This window comes from Sphingosinicella sp. (assembly GCF_013911755.1).
In the GTDB taxonomy this organism is placed as follows: Bacteria; Pseudomonadota; Alphaproteobacteria; order Sphingomonadales; family Sphingomonadaceae; genus Sphingosinicella.
In genome coordinates, this window is the sequence record NZ_JACESP010000011.1 from 21,105 (window position 1) to 38,290 (window position 17,186).

Consider the following 17,186-nt stretch of genomic DNA (forward strand, 5'->3'; position numbering starts at 1 on the left):
TCAGGAATCGGTCCAGACCGGATCGCGCTTCGCGATGAAGGCGCCGATGCCCTCGCAGGCGTCGGCCGCCATCATGTTTTCCGCCATCACGGTGCCGGCATAAGCGTAAGCTTCGGCGAGCGGCATCTCGCGCTGCGCGTAGAAGGCGCGCTTGCCGATGCCGACCGTCAGCTGCGATCGCCCCGCGATCTGCGCCGCCAGCGCCATCGTCTCGGCCGTGAGCGCTGCATCCTCAACCACGCGGTTGACGAGGCCGATCTCGGCGGCGCGCGGCGCATCGATCAGATCGCCCGTCAGCAGCATTTCCATCGCGTGCTTCGCCGAAAGGTTGCGCGTCAACGCCACCATCGGTGTCGAGCAGAACAGCCCGATCCGCACCCCCGGCGTCGCGAACCGCGCGGCCTTGCCCGCCACGGCAAGGTCGCAGCTCGCAACGAGCTGGCACCCGGCCGCCGTCGCGACGCCCGCGACCTCGGCAATCACCGGGCAGCGGTGGTTCACGATTTCCTGCATCAGCCGTCCGCACGCTTCGAACAGCCGAATGAACGCGCCGCGCCCGCCGTCCTCCGCGGTGCGCGCGGCGTCCATTTCCTTGAGGTCGTGCCCGGCGGAAAACACATGCCCCGCCGCCGCGATCACGATGACCCGCACGTCGCGGTCCACATCCGCCGCGCGGAGGGCCGCGCGAAGCGACTCGATCATGGCAAAGGACAGGCTGTTGCGGCTCTCGGGCGCATTGAGGGTGAGGCGAAGAACGCCGCCGTTCAGCGCAGAAATTACACGGGTATCGTTTGTCATGTCGTGCGTCCCTCGACTTCGCTCGGGATGAAAACCGTCTACACTCCCACGTCCATCATCCCGAGCGAAGTCGAGGGACGCACCACGCCAGCCCTATCGCCGCAAATACCGAAAGTACCAGATCGGCCGCCCCTCGCCCGCCGCCCATTCGCCGTAGCGCGTCGGCGGCCAGTCGTCGGGTCGAGTCTCCCAGTCGGAGGGATGTTCCGCAAGCCATTCAAAGTCCGCGCGGCGCGCCATCTGCATCACCGCCCATCGCATGTAGACGGGATGATCGGTGGCAAGCCGGAACTCGCCGCCCGGCTTCAGCTTGGCGGCGATCAGGTCGAGCGGCCCCGGATTGACGAAACGCCGCTTCGCGTGCCGCGCTTTCGGCCACGGATCGGGGTGAAGCAAATAGACGCGCTCCAGCGCGGCATCCGGCAGACGCTCCAGCACATTCAGCGCGTCGCCGTCGTGCACGCGCACGTTCGTCAGCCCCTCGTCCTCGATATGACCGAGCAGCCCGGTCACGCCGTTCAGGAACGGCTCGCAGCCGATGAAGCCCGTTTCCGGTCGTGCGCTGGCGTGGGCAACGAGGTGCTCGCCCTTGCCGAACCCGATCTCCAGCTCCAGCGGGCACGCCTTGCCGAACAACCGCGCCGCATCCAGCGGGCCCTCTTTGGGCACCGCCACAGTGGGCAGCAATTCCTCGACAAGCCGCTGCGCCCGGTTACGCAGCGCAAACGCCTGTCGCCTTCCGTAAAGTCGGCGGATGGTGGTCGGATCAGACATCAAAACTCGCTGGTCGATTATAGAAGATAGGTCGGAATCCGGGTCAGGCCGAGCCGAAAAGGATGACTTTCGAGAACCGGCGCGCAGCGGACAAGGGTCCGTGAGCACCGGAAGCGCAGAAAGTCGTGCTTTGCAGGCCGGCCTGGCCCGGATTGCGGCCTATCTTGGGCGGCAGGCCTTGCCTTCATACTGATGCCGATGCAACCGGTATTCCTTGCCGTTCCAGCGCTCGACCGGGAAGCAGAAGCCGGGGCCGCCGATCTCGATGTCGGGCCAGCCGCCCGCGCCCTTCGTGGTCAGCAGGTTCGGAATGCCGGGCCCGCCGGTGATCCGTTTCCATCCGCCCGCCGCCTGCTTGCTGACGACCGAATAGCCCATGCCCGTGTTGCCGAAGCAAAAGCTGCTGCCTTCGGAGATGACGGCTTCGGGCTGGCCGTCGCCGTTCAGATCGCGCACCAGGTCGATCGCGCCGGGCGTATAGGCCGCCGTGCCGGGATCGCCGCAGCCTTCCCAGCGATTCCCCTTCTTGGCAAACCCCGCAGCCTTGAACGCCGCCGCCGTATCGGCGGGCGAAAGCTTCATATCCGCCGCCAGCGCCATGGATGCCGAAAACGCCAACGCACATACGCCAAGACAGAGAACACGCATGGCTTCCTCCCTCGCCCTGTTGGAAGCGCGGAGCCTACGCCTTTCAAAGCGAAAGCGGAACGATTCGTCCTAATGCCGGAAGTGCCGCATCCCGGTAAACGCCATCGCGAGGCCCTTTTCGTTCGCCGCCGCGATCACCTCGTCGTCGCGGATCGATCCGCCCGGCTGGATCACCGCCGTCGCGCCCGCGTCCGCCGCTGCGAGGAGCCCGTCCGCGAACGGGAAGAACGCATCGGAGGCCACGGCCGAACCCATCGTCTTGGGCTGCGACCATCCCGCCGTCTCGGCAGCGTCGCGCGCCTTCCAGGCGGCGATGCGGGCCGAATCGAGCCGGCTCATCTGCCCCGCGCCGATACCCGCGGTCGCGCCGTCCTTGGCGTAAACGATGGCGTTCGACTTCACATGCTTCGCGACGCGCCATGCGAACAGCATGTCGGCAAGCTCCTGCGCAGTCGGCTGCCGCGCGGTGACGATCTTCATATCCGCCTCGGTGATCGCGCCATTGTCGCGCGATTGCAGCAGATAGCCGCCTGCGATGGTCTTCAGCGCAAGACCGCCGCGCGCCGGGTCCGGCAGCGCGGTGAGCAGCAGACGCAGGTTCTTCTTCTTCGCGAAGATCGCAAGCGCAGCCTCATCGGCGTCGGGCGCCACGACAACCTCGGTGAAGATACCCGTGATCGCCTCCGCCGCCGCCGCATCGAGCGGACGATTCACCGCGATGATGCCGCCGAACGCCGAGATCGGATCGCACGCAAGCGCTGCGCCGTAGGCCTCGGCAAGGCTCGCGCCCGTCGCCACGCCGCAGGGGTTCGCGTGCTTGATGATCGCGACCGCCGGACCGGCGTCCTTGAACTCGGCGATGAGTTCGAGCGCGCCGTCGGCGTCGTTCAGGTTGTTGTAGCTGAGTTCCTTGCCCTGCACCTGCCGGGCCTGTCCGATGCCCTTGGTGTGCGGCCCGCGCGGCGCATAGAACGCCGCCTTCTGGTGCGGGTTCTCGCCGTAGCGCAGCTCGCCGCCGCGCGTCATCGCGACCGTCAACGTGTCGGGGAACAGAACGCCCTGATCGCCGAATGCGAACCAGGAGGAAATCGCACTGTCGTAGGCCGCCGTCGCCGCGAACGCCTTGGCGGAGAGACGCTTGCGAAGCGCAAGATCAGTCGCCCCGTCATTGGCGTCGAGCGCCGCGATGAACTCGCCGTAATCGGCGGGGTCGGTGAGGATCGCGACAAAGCCGTGGTTCTTTGCCGCCGAGCGCACCATCGAAGGCCCGCCGATATCGATATTCTCGATGATCTCCTCTCGGCCCGCGCCCTTCGCCACCGTCGCCTCGAACGGGTAGAGGTTCACCACCACCACATCGATCGGCGTAATGTCGTGGTCGCGCATCGCGGCGGCGTGCTCGGGATGGTCGCGCAGCGCCAACAACCCGCCGTGCACCTTCGGGTGCAGCGTCTTCACGCGCCCGTCCATCATCTCGGGGAAGCCGGTGTGTTCCGACACGTCCTTCACGTCGAGTCCCGCGTCGCGCAGCGCCTTCGCCGTGCCGCCGGTGGAGAGCAGCTCCACGCCCCGCGCGGCGAGCGCCTTGGCGAGGTCGACCACGCCCGTCTTGTCCGAAACCGAAATCAGTGCCCGGGTGACCTTCACCGGCATCTCGCTCATCGTCATGTCCTGCCTGTTATTTGCTTGCGCGCTTGAACGACCAGTTGATCGTCGCGCCGCCGTCTTCCGTTTCGCCGCTGACGACGATTTGCGCCACGCTGCGATGTTTGCCGCTTTCGTCGACGAAGATGCTCTCGTCAACCGTCAGGCGGCCGCCGCGCACCTTCATCTGCCACACGCGCCCCGCCGCGAGCTTCACGAGCGCGCCCTTGCCGTCCGCGGTCGGTGTCGCCTCGACGCCGGGTGCGAGGTGGAAGCGCACGTCGAACGGCAGCGCCTTGCGGCGGCCGAGCAGCCGCGTGACCCGCACGGGTTCAAGCGCATCCTCGCCGCGGACGTCGCGTCCGTCGGCAGAGAGGAAGATGCGGCGGCGATGCAGAACTCCGAAGCGTTTCGCATAGCCGTCGTGCGTCGCGTCGAGCCAGCAGCCCTCCTCGCTTTCATGGCGCGTGACCACAACCTCGCCCACGCCCTTGCCGAGCCCGCCGGCGCCAAGTAGCCGCGTTGAATTCGTGTCGTTCACGATCAGCGTCGAATGCGCCGCCGTCGTGCGCAGCAGCCCGGCAAGCGCGTCCGGCAGCGCCGTCGCCGCGCCGTCCCCGCCGCCGCAATTGATGATCATGCGCGCGTCGCCATCCGACATTTCGAAGGCGAGCGTTCCTGCGTGCGCGCCGCTACCCGCATCCTTGGCGGGCGGCGGACCGGCATCGACGACGATCACGGTCTTGCCCGCGTCCATGCGCTGAAAACCCGACGCCGCACCGTTCCGCGTCGGCCGCACGTTGCCGCCCACGAGCGCGAGCGCCTTCGCGATCCGTTCGGGGGCGCAGATGTTACCACCATGAATCGCGGCAAGCCGCCCGTCGCCAAGCAGGAGCCCTTTCGCACCCGAGGCCAGCGTCTCGATCGCCTCGGCGACAACTTCGGATACTTCGGTCTTGCGCGCTTCATAAAAGGCCCGGAGCGTCAGCAGCCGCTCCAAGAGCGCCAGCGCATCCGAAGGCCGGCGGCTGGCAACGCCGCCGCCCGGAAGCAGCACGTCTTCGAGCGCCTTCCGCAGCGCGTTCTCGGCGCGCACGGTCCGCGCCGCCCCCTCGGGCAGGATCAGCCCCGCCGCGAGCAGGCCCGCGGCCGCCTCCACGCGCGGCATCCCCTCCGGTATCTTTTCGCACGCCCGGTCCACGTGCCGCGCGGCACGCGCGAGATGGTTGAGCACGAGGCTGCGATAGATGGGCTCACTGCGTGAAAGGATGTAGGGCGCATAGAGCGGCCAGAACATCAGCCGCCGCCCGGCAAGATCGGCACGCCACGCCAGCTCGTCATACTCGCGGTAGCTCGCAAGCCACGCCTCGACGACGAGTTCGGCGACGATCGCGCCCTTCTTCCGGTCGCTCGCCGCCGCGAGATCACGCAGCCATTCGAAGCCATGCACCCACTCGCGCCACGCGAGCGGCGCGCGCGTCGTCGCGAAATTGAGCGTGCGAATGGCTTCCGTATGCCCGCCGAAGCTCAGCTTGCCCGCCGCGATCTCGCGCCCCGCCGCGACATCGCCCACGATCGGGTCCGCCGTCACGGCGAGCAGTTTCAGCGGCGGCCGCCCGCGCAGCTTGCGGTTGTGGAGCGGCGTCGCATAGCCGATGCGGGCGAGCTTTTCGGAAAGCCGCGCGCCGAGCGTCCGCGCGGCGCCGCGTCCACGCGTCAGGCGCTGGCCATCATCCCTGCCGCCTGCATCGCTCACGCCGGGCCGCCTCCCCTGAGGCGCGCGATGTTTGCCCCGTAGGCATCGGGCCCGCCCCGGAACGTCGCCGTGCCCGCGACAAGCACGTCCGCACCCGCCGCAATCGCACGCGGCGCGGTCGCCATGTCGATGCCGCCGTCGACCTCCAGGTCGATCGTCTTGCCGGTGGCGTCGATCAGCTTCCGGATCGCCTCGATCTTGCGAAGCTGGCTGTCGATGAACGACTGCCCGCCGAAGCCGGGGTTCACGCTCATCACGAGCACGAGGTCGAGGTCTTCGATCACATAATCGAGCACCGAAAGCGGCGTCGCCGGATTGAGCACGACGCCCGCCTTCTTGCCGAGCGCGCGGATCGTTTGGACGGTGCGGTGCAGGTGCGGCCCCGATTCGGGATGCACCGAAAGAATATCCGCGCCCGCCGCCGCAAAGGCTTCGAGGTAAAGGTCGACCGGCGCGATCATCAGATGCACGTCGAAAGGTTTCGCCGTGTGCGGCCGCAGCGCCTTCACCACAGCGGGCCCGATCGTGATGTTGGGCACGAAATGCCCGTCCATCACGTCGACATGAATATAGTCCGCGCCTGCCGCATCGATGCGCCGCACTTCGGCGCCGAGGTCGGCAAAATCAGCGGAGAGGATGGAGGGCGCGATACGGACGGATTGCTGCATGTGACCGGCTTTAACATCCCGTGCCGGGAGGTCAAATTCGCGGCTCAAACCCGTGCGATGCGCGCCATGAAAAACCCGTCGAGGCCTCCGTCTGCGGCAAGCTGGCCGGGCAGCGTGCGCACGAAACCCTCGGAATTCGGCGCGATTCCAGCAGGGAGTTCATCCCCTGCCACCGGAACCACGCGCGCCCACGGCGTTCGCGACAGGAACGCCTGAACCTGCGACTCGCCTTCATCGCGTTCCAGCGAGCAGACGCAGTAGAGCATCCGTCCGCCGGGCTTCAGCGTGTCGAACGCATGATCCATCAGCGCCGCCTGCATCCGCGCGAGTTCGCCGATCTGGCGCGCCGATTTCAGGTGCAGGACGTCCGGGTGCCGACGGAAGATGCCGGTACCCGAACAGGGCGCATCAAGCAGCACAGCGTCGAGCGGCGCAGGCGGTTTCCACTTCAAAGCGTCGGCCGCAACCACGTCCGCCGACAGACCCGTCCGCTCAAGATTCTCGCGCACCCGCGCAATGCGATTTTCGGAAATGTCGAGCGCGATCACCTGCGCGCCCGCGCTCGCCAGTTGCAGCGTCTTGCCGCCGGGCGCGGCACAAATGTCAGCGACCGTCTCTCCCGCCTTTGCGCCCAGCAGCCGCGCCGGCAGCGACGCCGCCAGATCCTGCACCCACCAAGCGCCCTCTTCGAATCCGGGCAGCTCTTCGATGCGCCCATGCCGCGCCAGCCGGACATGGCCAGGCACCAGCGACGTACCGCCCAGCCGATCCACCCACGCCGCCGTCTCGGCCGCATCGCGCAGCGTCAGGTCGAGCGGCGGCTCTGTTCCAAGACCCACGGCGGCGGCTGCGACCACATCCTCGCCCCACGACGCGCCCCAGCGCACCGTCCACATGTCGGGCAGGCTTGGCGGAGACGGCAGCGCGGCACCCTGCTTCAGCAACGTCGAAAGCACGCCGTGCGCGAGCCTGCGCGGCCCGCCTTCGAGCAGCGGCAACGCCGTCGCGATCACCGCGTGCGGCGGCGTTTCAAGCAGGATCGTCTGCACGAGCGCCATGCGCAGCACCATCCGCGCGCGCGCATCATCGGGCAGCGGCTTCTTGGTCGCGCTGTCGATCAACGCATCGAGATCGGGAAGATGCCGCAGCACGCCCGAAACGATGGCGCGCGCGAGGCCGCGATCGGCGGGTGCATCAAGCTTGCGGAATGCACGGTCGATGCTGCGGTCAAGCGGCTCGCCGCGCCACAGCACGGCTTGCAGGAGCGCGAGCGCCGCGGCGCGCGCGGGTACACCGGAAATCTGCTCCATGCTCAGCGACGACGCTTGAGCGGATCGAGCGCGCTCACACGGCCGCGCGCGGCGGCTTCGTTGATGCTTTGCGGGCGCGTGCCCTGCCCCATGTCCTGCGCGATGCGGCTGAGCGCCGCGACGCGGTTTTCAGGGTTCGGGTGCGTCGAAAAAAGATTGTCCATGCCGCCGCCCATCAGCGGCTCAACGATATAGAGCTGCGCTGCGGCCGGATTCTTCTGCGCATAGGGATTGGGGATGCGTGCGGCACCTGCCGCGAGCTTCTGCAGCGCCGATGCAAGCTTCATCGGCTTGCCGCTGATTTCGGCGCCCGCGCGGTCCGCGCCGTATTCGCGCGTGCGGCTGATCGCCATCTGCACCAGCATCGCTGCGAGAGGCGCCACGATCACCGCCGCGATGATCGCGAGCGGGTTGCGATTGTTGCCGCCCGCGAACAACGCGAAATTGCCGAGCATCGAGATTGCGCCGGCCAGCGTCGCCGTCACCGTCATCAGCAGCGTGTCGCGGTTCTTCACGTGGCCGAGTTCGTGCGCCATCACCGCCTCGATCTCGTCGCGGTCGAGGATACGCAGCAGGCCCGTGGTTGCCGCCACCGCCGCGTTCTCCGGGTTGCGGCCCGTCGCGAACGCGTTCGGCGCATCGGTATCGATGATGAACACCTTCGGCATCGGCAGCCCCGCACGCAGCGCGAGGTTTTTCACCAGGCCGACGAATTCCGGCGCGCTCCGTTCATCCACCTCGCGCGCATTGTGCATCCGCAGCACCATCTTGTCCGCGTTCCAGATCGCGAACAGGTTCATGCCGCCGGAAATCAGAAGCGCGATCAATGCGCCGCCGCTGCCGCCGAGCATGTAGCCCAGCCCCATGAACAGCGCCGTCAGCGCCGCCAGCAGCATCACCGTCTTCATCTGACCCATGTCACGCGAGGCTCCTTCAGTCCTCGCGTCACATTATCGGGATGCGCCCGCCCCGCTTCAAGACTTTCCGCTGCCGAGGAAACTTCCGATGCGCTTGAAATAGCTGACCGGGAACAACCGCGTCATCAGGTCGATGAAACGCGCGTCGCCGCCGATCAGAACACGGTGCTGTCCGCGTTCCATGCCGCGGATGATCGTCTCGGCCGCGTCAGCGGGCGTCGTGCGCGCCGACTTTTCAAATTCGTCGCCCGAATCGAGCGCGTTGGTGCGCCCGTCCATGCCCTTGATGAACTTGGCGTTGCGGGCGACGTTGGTCTTGATCCCGCCTGGGTGCACGCGGATCACATTGATTTGCGGGTCGGTTTGCCCAAGTTCCAGATACAGCGCCTCGGTAAGCCCGCGCGCCGCGTATTTGGAAGCGTTGTAGGCGGACTGGGTGGGATAGCCCATCATGCCGAACACCGAAGAGATGTTCACCAGCCACGCATTGGACGATTTGCGCAGGTGGGGAATGGCATGGCGGCAGCCGTTCACCACCGCATCGAAATTCACCGCCATCACCCGGTCGAAATCCGCCTTCGGCGTGTCGGTGAACGGGGCCACCACCGAAAGCCCCGCGTTGTTGATAATACCGTCGAGCCCGCCGTATTCGGCAGCCGCCGCGTCGATCCAGCCTTTCAGCGCGACCTCGTCGGTCACGTCGAAAGCCGCGGCGGTATTGGGGTAGTTGCCGAGCATTCGAGTGGTTTCAGCAAGACCGGCCGCATCCTTGTCGCAAAGCGCCAGCTTAGCGCCGCGCTTCGCGAGCGCGAGCGCCAGCGCGCGGCCGATGCCGCTACCCGCACCGGTCACCGCGATCGCACGGCCTTCCAGGCTTTTCATGTCTTCCGCCTCCCCCTATGTGGCACGCATCGTGCCGTGCCCGCCGCCGGGCGCACAGCTATGAATATGTGGGAGAGGGCGATGGAAGAGCAGAAGCCCGCGAAAACGGCGAAACCGAAAGCGCCGCCGAAGGAAAAGGAAGAGGGCGGCCCCGCCGGCCCCGATCCCGTGCGCTACGGCGACTGGGAAAGAAAAGGCATCGCCGTCGATTTCTGACGGCGATGCCTGTTTAGAAACGCCGCAGCCGGGGGTGGCTGCGGCGTTGGGGGGGGGACGTTATGCGGTCTTGCGGCGGCGGCGCGCGGCGAGCGCACCGACGACACCCAGGCCGAACAGGCCGAGCATTCCCGGCTCGGGCAGCCAGATCATGCGCAGGTCGCCGCGCAGCATCGCGTTGATCTCGTCGAGATAGTAAGAGACGCGCGTATCGCCCGACAGTTCGCCGAAGCTGGAGTTCGTGCAGGCGCTCGATACGGGCGTGACGCCCACGTCGACGCCGGGCGCATTCGAATCGGGATCGATGAAGCCCGGGCCGCACCCGCCGTCGAACACGCCGCCGGTGATGCCGAACGAGGTGATACCCGCAAGAAGCCCCGCAATGAACGTCGGTCCGCCCGAGTCGCCCGGAGAGCTGTTCACCTCGGTGCGCACGCCGTCGATGACAACGCCCGTATCATGCGCAAAGCAGAGCTCGAGGCCGCCGCAAAACGCGCGATCGACCGTGCCGAACACGTCGTTCTCGTCGAGCCCGCTATCGAAGTCGAATAACAGAACGCCGTCGCCCACATCGGAGAAGATGTCGCTGCCGAGGCCTTCGTAGATGTTGTTGCCGGCGCGCTTGTCGAAATCGTCGGTCGCGGGCGTGATGCCGCGCGTGCCCGCCGTGCCTTCGCCCGTCGAGCCGAAGCCCACCTTGGTGTGGATCTGACCGAGTTCATCGTTCTCCGTGTAGACGCCGTAGATCTCTTCGCCGTTCGACGCCGATTTCTTCAGCTTGATGAAAGCGATGTCGTTGCTCGGAAAATCGAAGCCCGGATGCACCCAGTAGCTGAAGGCTTCGTATTCGGCATCGAAGGTCGTACCGGCAAGGCCATTGCCTGCGCCGGTGCGGAAACGGATGCGGTTGAGATCGGAATCGTCAACGCAGTGCGCCGCCGTGACGACGACATCCGCGGCGATGAAGGTGCCGGTACACACGGTAATGAACCCGGCCGCATCGAGCGAGTCGGTGTTCATGATGAGTCCGCCGACGCCTGAATACGCGCTTGCCCCCACTTTGAACTGCGGATCGTTGACTTGGCCTGCGCTCGAAACCACCAGCTTCGGCTGCAACAGCGCCTTGTTGTCGGCCATCGAAACCTTGGTGATTCCGCCGGCGAGCGCCGACGACGAAGCAACCAGCCCCAGCGCAATTGCAGAGGCTCCGACGAGTATGGATTTTTGCATTTTCCCACCCTGATACCAGAGACGCAAACCCCTCCCAGCAGGGGTACGCACGGCGTGCCGCGTGGCGACACGCAGATGGGGGCACCCCAAGCAAGAGCCGCGCCACCCTGGCAAAGGCGTGCGAAAACATATGGTTAATATTACGTCGCAGAAATCTTGTTATTCATATGTAAAATTTGCCGACAGGCAGCGACTCAAATGTCCTCGCTGCGCAGCGGACGGGAGAGCAGTTCGGCAATCACCATGTCCACCGATGCGCTGCCATCGAGCAGGCTGCACACCGCGCGCGTGATCGGCATGTCGACGCCAAGTTCGTCCGCCGCCGCCTGCAGCACCGGCGCTGTGAACGCACCTTCGGCCACCGTCAGCCGGTCGCTGAGCAGTTCCGACGCCGTTTTGCCCTCGCCGAGCCCGTGGCCGAGCGAGAAGTTGCGGGACTGTGTCGAGGAGCAGGTGAGCACCAGGTCGCCGAGCCCGGAAAGCCCGCGCATCGTTTCGGATCGCGCGCCCTTGGCGATGCCGAAGCGCAGCATTTCGGCGAAGCCCCGGCTGATGAGCGCGGCGCGCGCATTCTCGCCCAGCCTCCGCCCGACGACGACGCCGCACGCGATCGCGAGCACATTCTTGATCGCCCCGCCCACCTCCGCACCGATTACGTCATCCGTCCAATAGGGGCGGAAGCGCGGCGCCGCGATGCGCGCGATCAGCCGCTCGGCGAGCACGCGGTCGGCGCACGCGAAGGTGATCGCCGTCGGCAGCCCCATCGCCACTTCGCGCGCAAATGTGGGACCCGAAAGCACGGCGAGCGGCGCCTCCGGCAGCACCTCCGCCGCTACCTCGCCGACAAGCTTGCGCGTCGCCGCCTCGATGCCCTTCGCGCAAAGCACGATCGGCGTGTCGCGGCCGGGCACGCCGCCAAGCACGCTCCGCACATGCTGGGCGGGCGCCACGACGAGCAGCACGCCGCAATCGCCGAGCGCATCAAGATCACCCGTTGCGGTGATCGTTTCGGAAAGCCGCACGCCCGGCAGGAACAGCCGGTTCTCGCGCGCGCTGTTGATATCCTCGACCACCTCGGGTTCGCGCGCCCACAGCACGACATCGCCGCCCGCCGCTGCGACTTCCGCAAGCGCCGTGCCCCACGCGCCGCCGCCGATCACGCCAACCTTCATGCCTTCACTCCTGCCCCGCGCACCGGCTCCGCAGCCGGGTCGAGCGGCCAGCGCGCGCGCGCCGGCACGTCGAGCGTGTCCGTGTATCCAGCGCGCAGCCGTTCGATCCCTGCCCACGCGATCATCGCCGCATTGTCCGTGCAGAGCGCGAGCGGCGGCGCGGTGAAACCGATGCCACTGTCGTCGGCGAGCCTCTGCAGCGCCGCCCGGATCGCACCATTCGCCGCGACCCCGCCCGCCACCACGAGCCGCGTCGCCTCGGGCATGCGATCCATCGCGATCCGCGTTCGGTCGACGAGGCAGTCGACGACCGCCTGCTGAAAGCTCGCCGCAAGATCGGGCACCGATCCGCCGGCTGCGCGCAGCACCGCGCTTTTCAGCCCCGCGAACGAGAAATTGGAATCCCCGCTCCCCACGAGCGGACGCGGCAGCGGCACCGCTTTCGGGTTGCCGTCCCGCGCCGCGCGCTCCACCGCAGGGCCGCCTGGAAAGCCGAGACCCAGGATCTTCGCCACCTTGTCGAACGCCTCGCCCGCCGCGTCGTCGATCGTCGTCGCGAGCCGCCGGTAGCGCCCGACACCCTCCACGCCGAGCAGCTGACAGTGCCCGCCGGAGGTCAGCAGCAGCAAGTAAGGAAACTCGAGGCCAGGGTCCGCCAGCCGCGCCGAAAGCGCATGGCCTTCCAGATGGTTGACCGCGACGAGCGGCTTGCCGCTCGCCAGCGCCAGCGCCTTGCCGGTCACAAGCCCGACCATCACCCCGCCGATCAGCCCCGGCCCCGCCGTCGCCGCGACGGCATCAAGATCGCCGAAACCGAGCCCCGCCTCGGCCATCACCGCCTCGACGAGGGGTGCCAGCCGGTCGACATGCGCGCGCGCCGCGATCTCGGGGACGACGCCGCCATAGGGCCGGTGCGCCTCCTCCTGCCCCGCGATGCGCTGGGCAAGAATGGTGCGGTTTCCGTCGACGAGCGCCGCCGCCGTTTCGTCGCAACTCGATTCAAGACCCAGAACGATCATATTGTCTCCGCGGTCGTAACTAGATACGCCGCCCCCCATGCACAAGGCTGAGCCTCTGAAACTCGGAACGCGCGGATCGCCGCTCGCGCTCGTCCAGGCGCGCACCGCCGCTGCCGCACTCGTCGCCGCGCACGGCTGGAGCAACGACCGAGTCGAGATCGTCCCGATCAAGACCACCGGCGACAAGGTGCAGGACCGCCCCCTCGCCGAGATCGGCGGCAAGGCGCTGTGGACGAAGGAGCTGGACCGTGCGCTCCTCGACGGAGACATTGATTTCGCCGTCCACTCCGCGAAGGACATGGAGAGCATCCGCCCCGATGCGATCGCGCTCGCCGCCGCGCTGCCCCGCGCCGACGTGCGCGAGCGGATCATCGGCGTCTCCGGCCTCGACGCGCTCACGTCCGGGATGCGCGTCGGCACCACCTCGCCGCGCCGCGCCGCGCAGCTCCTCGCACGCGTGCCCGGCCTCGGCCTCGTGCCGTTCCGCGGGAATGTCGCGACGCGCCTCGCCCGCATCGAAGCAGGAGAGGCCGACGCGACGCTGCTCGCAAGCGCCGGTCTCGGCCGGCTCGGGATGCACGATGTCGGCACGCCCATCCCTGTTGAAGATATGCTCCCGGCGCCGGGGCAGGCAATCATCGCGATCGAGGCACGCGCAAACGACGCCGATGTGCGCGGTCTCCTCGCCGCGATCAGTGATGCCGACGCGATGACGGCGCTCATTGCCGAACGCGCCTTCGCCGCGGCACTCGGCGGCAGTTGCCACAGCCCGGTCGCCGCGCTCGCGGAGCGAGACGGCGCAGGTTTTCGCCTTCGCGCGGAAATCCTCGGCCCGGACGGCCAGGAACGCATTGCAGGAGAAACGCGCTTTACCGAAACCGACGCGGCATCCGCCGCCGAAACCCTCGCCAAAACCATAATAAATCGGGCGTCACCCGCCCTTCGGAGTCTCTTTGTCGCATGACTCGTGTTTTGATTACCCGTCCGCAGCCCGGCGCTGCGGAAACTGCTGATCGTCTCCGCGCGCTCGGTCATGAGCCGCTCGTCGTTCCCCTGTTCGTCGTGGCAGCCAAGGAATGGGCGCCGCCGCCCACAACAGAGGCGATCATGCTGACGAGCGCTGCCGCGGCGCGCGAAGGCGGCCCGGCGATGGCGCCATTTCTGGGCCTGCCGTGTTTCTGCGTCGGCGCCCGCACCGCTGCCGCCGCGCGCAACGCCGGTTTCACCGACGTTCGCGCGCCCGATGTGCGCGATGGCGGCGAACTGCTCGCGGCCATCGCAGCGGCGGGCATCCGAAGCGTGCTCCACCTCAGCGGCGTTGAAATCGCAAGCTACGCGCCGCCCGCGGGCCTGCAGCTTGATCGGCGCGTCGTCTATGGTGCCAGTTTCCACGGCTGGACCGACGAGGAACGCGCCACGGCGCAGAGCGCAGACGTTGCGCTCGTCTACTCGCCGCGCGGCGGAGAAGCCGTCGGTGCGGCGCTCGGCGCGCACCGCAAGGCCATGCGTCTATCCGCGATCAGCCGCAACGCCGCCACGGCCGCGGGCGAGGGCTGGGCCGCGCGTGCGGTCGCAGCGTCTCCCGATGAGGACGCGCTGTTTGCGGCGGCCGGGCTGTTGTGCGAGAAGCAGGCTGGTGAGGCACCGCTGACGAGGACCGGATGATCGACGACGAAACCCGCGAAGCGCCGCGCCCGCGAAGCGCCGTTCCCTGGGTGCTCGTGGCGGGGCTTGTGCTGTTCGCCGCTGGGTTGCTGTTGAGCCCGTGGTTCGAAACGAACGTGCGCACGCGTCTGCCCGGCGCATTGCAGCGCCCCGATGTCGAATCGCTCGCGGCGCGCGTGGAGCACGAGGCCGGCGCGATCACCGCGCTCGAAGCGCGCGTCGCCGCCCTTGAAACCCGCCCGGCAACGCCCGTGCCGCTCGGCGATGCAGCGGATACACCTCCCGCGCTGAACGATCCGGTGCCGCTCGCGCTCGGCACCGGCCCCAGCTCGGAGCGTCTCGCCCGGCTGGAAGCGCGCATCGAGGCGCTCGATCGCGGCCAGGCGCAGGCATCGACACGGCTCGACAACGTCTCCGCCGAGCTTGCAGGCCTCAACGTCAAGATCGAGCAGGTCGGCGGCAGCGCCGCGCGCTCGATAGAAGCGGCTGCCGAAAGCGCCGAAAAGGCGCGCGGCGTGCTGCTGGTCACGGCAGCGCGGCGTGCCGCGGAACAGGGCCAGAGCCTCGCGGTGCTCGCCCCGGCGCTGCGCCGTCATTTCGCCGCCGCCGATGCCGACGCCGTCGAACGCTTGCTCACCGCGTCTCCAAGCGCGCCAACGCTCGCCGTGCTGCGCCAGCGGTTCGCACAGATTCGCCCGCAGCTCGCCGAAAGCGCCGCGCCCGAAAAGGCGGATACGCTTTGGGAGCAGTTCAAGTCCGGCCTCGCCAGTCTCGTGCAGGTCCGCGAGAAGGGAGCCGCCGCGGCCCGCACCGCCAACGAAGCGCGGCTTGCGGATATGGCGACGCGGCTTTCGCAGGGCGATGTCGCGGGCGCGCTCCTTGCGATGCAGCGGCTTCCGGCACGCACGCAGCAGCTCGCCCGCCAGTGGCGCATCTCGGCGGAAGCCTACGCGAACAGCTACGGCGCGCTTCAGCAGCTCGAAGCCTCCGTGCTTCTGGAAGATACCGATCTGCCGCTCACTGTACCTGCGGACAAGAAGCAAAAGCCGACGCAATCGCTGTAGCGGCAAGCCGTTCGCATTCTTGTGCGCAATTCAATCCAAGCTAAGACAGGCGGATGATGGAAGCCCTTATCGAACTGTTCCTGCAGCCGGCCACATGGGCGGCGCTGGTCACGCTGATCGCGATGGAAGTCGTGCTCGGCATCGACAACCTGATCTTCATCTCGATCCTCACCAACAAGCTCCCCGAAGCGTCGCGAGAGAAGGCCCGCCGCATCGGCATCGGCCTTGCGCTCCTGATGCGCCTCGGCCTGCTGGCGACGGTCGCCTTCATCGTCACGCTGGTGAAACCCGTGATCGAGCTGTTCGGGCAGGGCTTCTCGTGGCGCGACATCATTCTCATCGCGGGCGGCCTCTTCCTCGTATGGAAGGCCACCAAGGAAATTCACCACAGCGTTGATCCCGCACCCAACGACGACGTCTTCGATACGAGCAAGGCTGTGATGACGTTCGGCTCGGCGATCACGCAGATCATCCTGCTTGATCTCGTGTTCTCGATCGATTCGATCATCACGGCCGTCGGCATGACCGATCACGTGCCGATCATGGTCGTCGCGGTCATCGTCGCGGTCCTTTGTATGCTGCTCGCCGCAACGCCGCTCGCCAACTTCATCGACAAGAACCCCACCGTCGTCATGCTCGCGCTCGGCTTCCTGCTGATGATCGGCACCACGCTCATTGCCGAAGGTTTCGGCGCGCACGTGCCCAAGGGCTATATTTACGCGGCGATGGCCTTCTCGGTCCTCGTCGAGATTTTGAACATGCTGTCGCGCCGCGCGAAGCAGCGCCGCCAAGGGAAAAACGATTGACCGCATATCTTCACAGGGGCGACCTGCCCGCAGACGTCCTCGCACCCGGCGCCATCGCCGTCGACTGCGAGGCGATGGGCCTTAATCAGCTGCGCGACCGGCTCTGCGTCGTGCAGCTTTCGGACGGCGGGGGCGACGAGCACCTCGTGCAATTCCCGCTCGGCGAGTACGACGCGCCGAACCTGAAAGCGGTGCTCACCGATCCGTCGCGGCTCAAGATCCTGCATTTCGCGCGCTTCGACGTCGCGCTCATCCAGCAGTATCTCGGCATCGTGATGGCGCCCGTGTGGTGCACGAAGATCGCGTCGAAGCTCATCCGCACCTACACCGATCGCCACGGCCTCAAGGATCTCGCGCGCGAGGTGATCGGGCAGGACATCTCCAAGCAGCAGCAATCGTCGGACTGGGGCGCCGATACGCTCAGCGAAGCGCAGATCGAATACGCCGCGTCCGACGTGCGCTATCTGCACCGTATCAAGGCGATCCTCGAGGAACGGCTGGAGCGCGAAGGGCGCACCGCGCTTGCGCAGGCCTGCTTCGATTTCCTGCCGACGCGCGCCGCGCTCGACCTTGCCGGCTGGGCCGACAAGGACATCTTCAGCCACGAAAGCTGAGCG

General features: G+C 67.3%; 18 protein-coding genes. 6 read left to right on the forward strand and 12 right to left on the reverse strand.

Going from position 1 to position 17,186, the window contains the following annotated elements:
• The 9 genes from H2052_RS09285 to H2052_RS09325 form a co-directional block, all read right to left on the reverse strand.
• Positions 1-798 carry an enoyl-CoA hydratase gene (locus H2052_RS09285; RefSeq protein WP_293780615.1) on the reverse strand — a complete coding sequence of 266 codons (798 nt, stop codon included), beginning with the start codon at positions 796-798 and terminating at the stop codon, positions 1-3.
• Between the two features lie 93 nt (positions 799-891).
• Entirely contained in the window at positions 892-1,572 is a 681-nt protein-coding gene (gene trmB, locus H2052_RS09290; RefSeq protein ID WP_293780618.1) for a tRNA (guanosine(46)-N7)-methyltransferase TrmB, read from the reverse strand.
• Positions 1,573-1,731: 159 nt separating this feature from the next.
• Positions 1,732-2,220 (reverse strand): hypothetical protein, encoded by a 489-nt coding sequence (locus H2052_RS09295; protein WP_293780621.1) that lies wholly within the window; start codon positions 2,218-2,220, stop codon positions 1,732-1,734.
• A gap of 69 nt (positions 2,221-2,289) precedes the next feature.
• The gene (gene purH, locus H2052_RS09300) at positions 2,290-3,882 is read right to left on the reverse strand and encodes a bifunctional phosphoribosylaminoimidazolecarboxamide formyltransferase/IMP cyclohydrolase (RefSeq protein WP_293780624.1); all 1,593 of its coding nucleotides are present in this window, start codon (positions 3,880-3,882) and stop codon (positions 2,290-2,292) included.
• A 16-nt stretch (positions 3,883-3,898) separates the two neighbouring features.
• Positions 3,899-5,620: a heparinase II/III family protein gene (locus tag H2052_RS09305; protein ID WP_293780627.1), complete on the reverse strand. Its 1,722-nt coding sequence runs from the start codon at positions 5,618-5,620 to the stop codon at positions 3,899-3,901.
• On the reverse strand, positions 5,617-6,288 hold the full coding sequence (gene rpe / locus H2052_RS09310; protein ID WP_293780630.1) for a ribulose-phosphate 3-epimerase: 672 nt from the start codon (positions 6,286-6,288) through the stop codon (positions 5,617-5,619). Before rpe ends, H2052_RS09305 begins: the two co-directional genes overlap by 4 nt.
• Before the next feature lie 44 nt (positions 6,289-6,332).
• On the reverse strand, positions 6,333-7,598 hold the full coding sequence (locus H2052_RS09315) for a transcription antitermination factor NusB (protein ID WP_293780633.1): 1,266 nt from the start codon (positions 7,596-7,598) through the stop codon (positions 6,333-6,335).
• Between the two features lie 2 nt (positions 7,599-7,600).
• Positions 7,601-8,515: a zinc metalloprotease HtpX gene (gene htpX, locus H2052_RS09320; RefSeq protein ID WP_293780636.1), complete on the reverse strand. Its 915-nt coding sequence runs from the start codon at positions 8,513-8,515 to the stop codon at positions 7,601-7,603.
• A gap of 57 nt (positions 8,516-8,572) precedes the next feature.
• Positions 8,573-9,397 (reverse strand): SDR family oxidoreductase, encoded by an 825-nt coding sequence (locus H2052_RS09325; protein WP_293780639.1) that lies wholly within the window; start codon positions 9,395-9,397, stop codon positions 8,573-8,575.
• An 81-nt stretch (positions 9,398-9,478) separates the two neighbouring features.
• Here H2052_RS09325 and H2052_RS09330 point away from each other — a divergent pair, with 81 nt between their 5' ends.
• Positions 9,479-9,613, forward strand: a complete 135-nt coding sequence (locus H2052_RS09330; RefSeq protein ID WP_293780642.1) for a DUF1674 domain-containing protein — start codon at positions 9,479-9,481, stop codon at positions 9,611-9,613.
• Positions 9,614-9,673: 60 nt separating this feature from the next.
• Here the strand turns inward: H2052_RS09330 and H2052_RS09335 are convergent, their stop codons facing one another.
• The 3 genes from H2052_RS09335 to tsaD form a co-directional block, all read right to left on the reverse strand.
• Positions 9,674-10,843, reverse strand: a complete 1,170-nt coding sequence (locus H2052_RS09335; RefSeq protein WP_293780645.1) for a trypsin-like serine protease — start codon at positions 10,841-10,843, stop codon at positions 9,674-9,676.
• 194 nt (positions 10,844-11,037) lie between these two features.
• Positions 11,038-12,015, reverse strand: a complete 978-nt coding sequence (locus H2052_RS09340; protein WP_293780648.1) for an NAD(P)H-dependent glycerol-3-phosphate dehydrogenase — start codon at positions 12,013-12,015, stop codon at positions 11,038-11,040.
• A complete protein-coding gene (tsaD, locus tag H2052_RS09345; protein WP_293780651.1) occupies positions 12,012-13,034 on the reverse strand; it encodes a tRNA (adenosine(37)-N6)-threonylcarbamoyltransferase complex transferase subunit TsaD in 1,023 nt (340 codons plus the stop codon). Before tsaD ends, H2052_RS09340 begins: the two co-directional genes overlap by 4 nt.
• Positions 13,035-13,071: 37 nt before the next feature.
• Here tsaD and hemC point away from each other — a divergent pair, with 37 nt between their 5' ends.
• The 5 genes from hemC to H2052_RS09370 are packed head-to-tail and all read left to right on the forward strand — an operon-like array spanning position 13,072 to position 17,183.
• On the forward strand, positions 13,072-13,998 hold the full coding sequence (hemC, locus tag H2052_RS09350) for a hydroxymethylbilane synthase (RefSeq protein ID WP_293780654.1): 927 nt from the start codon (positions 13,072-13,074) through the stop codon (positions 13,996-13,998).
• Positions 13,995-14,699, forward strand: a complete 705-nt coding sequence (locus H2052_RS09355) for a uroporphyrinogen-III synthase (RefSeq protein ID WP_293780657.1) — start codon at positions 13,995-13,997, stop codon at positions 14,697-14,699. The genes hemC and H2052_RS09355 overlap by 4 nt, the downstream gene beginning before the upstream one ends.
• Positions 14,696-15,763: a hypothetical protein gene (locus H2052_RS09360; protein WP_293780660.1), complete on the forward strand. Its 1,068-nt coding sequence runs from the start codon at positions 14,696-14,698 to the stop codon at positions 15,761-15,763. Before H2052_RS09355 ends, H2052_RS09360 begins: the two co-directional genes overlap by 4 nt.
• Before the next feature lie 56 nt (positions 15,764-15,819).
• Positions 15,820-16,569, forward strand: a complete 750-nt coding sequence (locus tag H2052_RS09365; protein ID WP_293780899.1) for a TerC family protein — start codon at positions 15,820-15,822, stop codon at positions 16,567-16,569.
• Complete coding sequence (locus tag H2052_RS09370; protein ID WP_293780662.1) at positions 16,566-17,183, forward strand: ribonuclease D; 618 nt, start codon at positions 16,566-16,568, stop codon at positions 17,181-17,183. Before H2052_RS09365 ends, H2052_RS09370 begins: the two co-directional genes overlap by 4 nt.
• Positions 17,184-17,186: the final 3 nt, after the last annotated feature.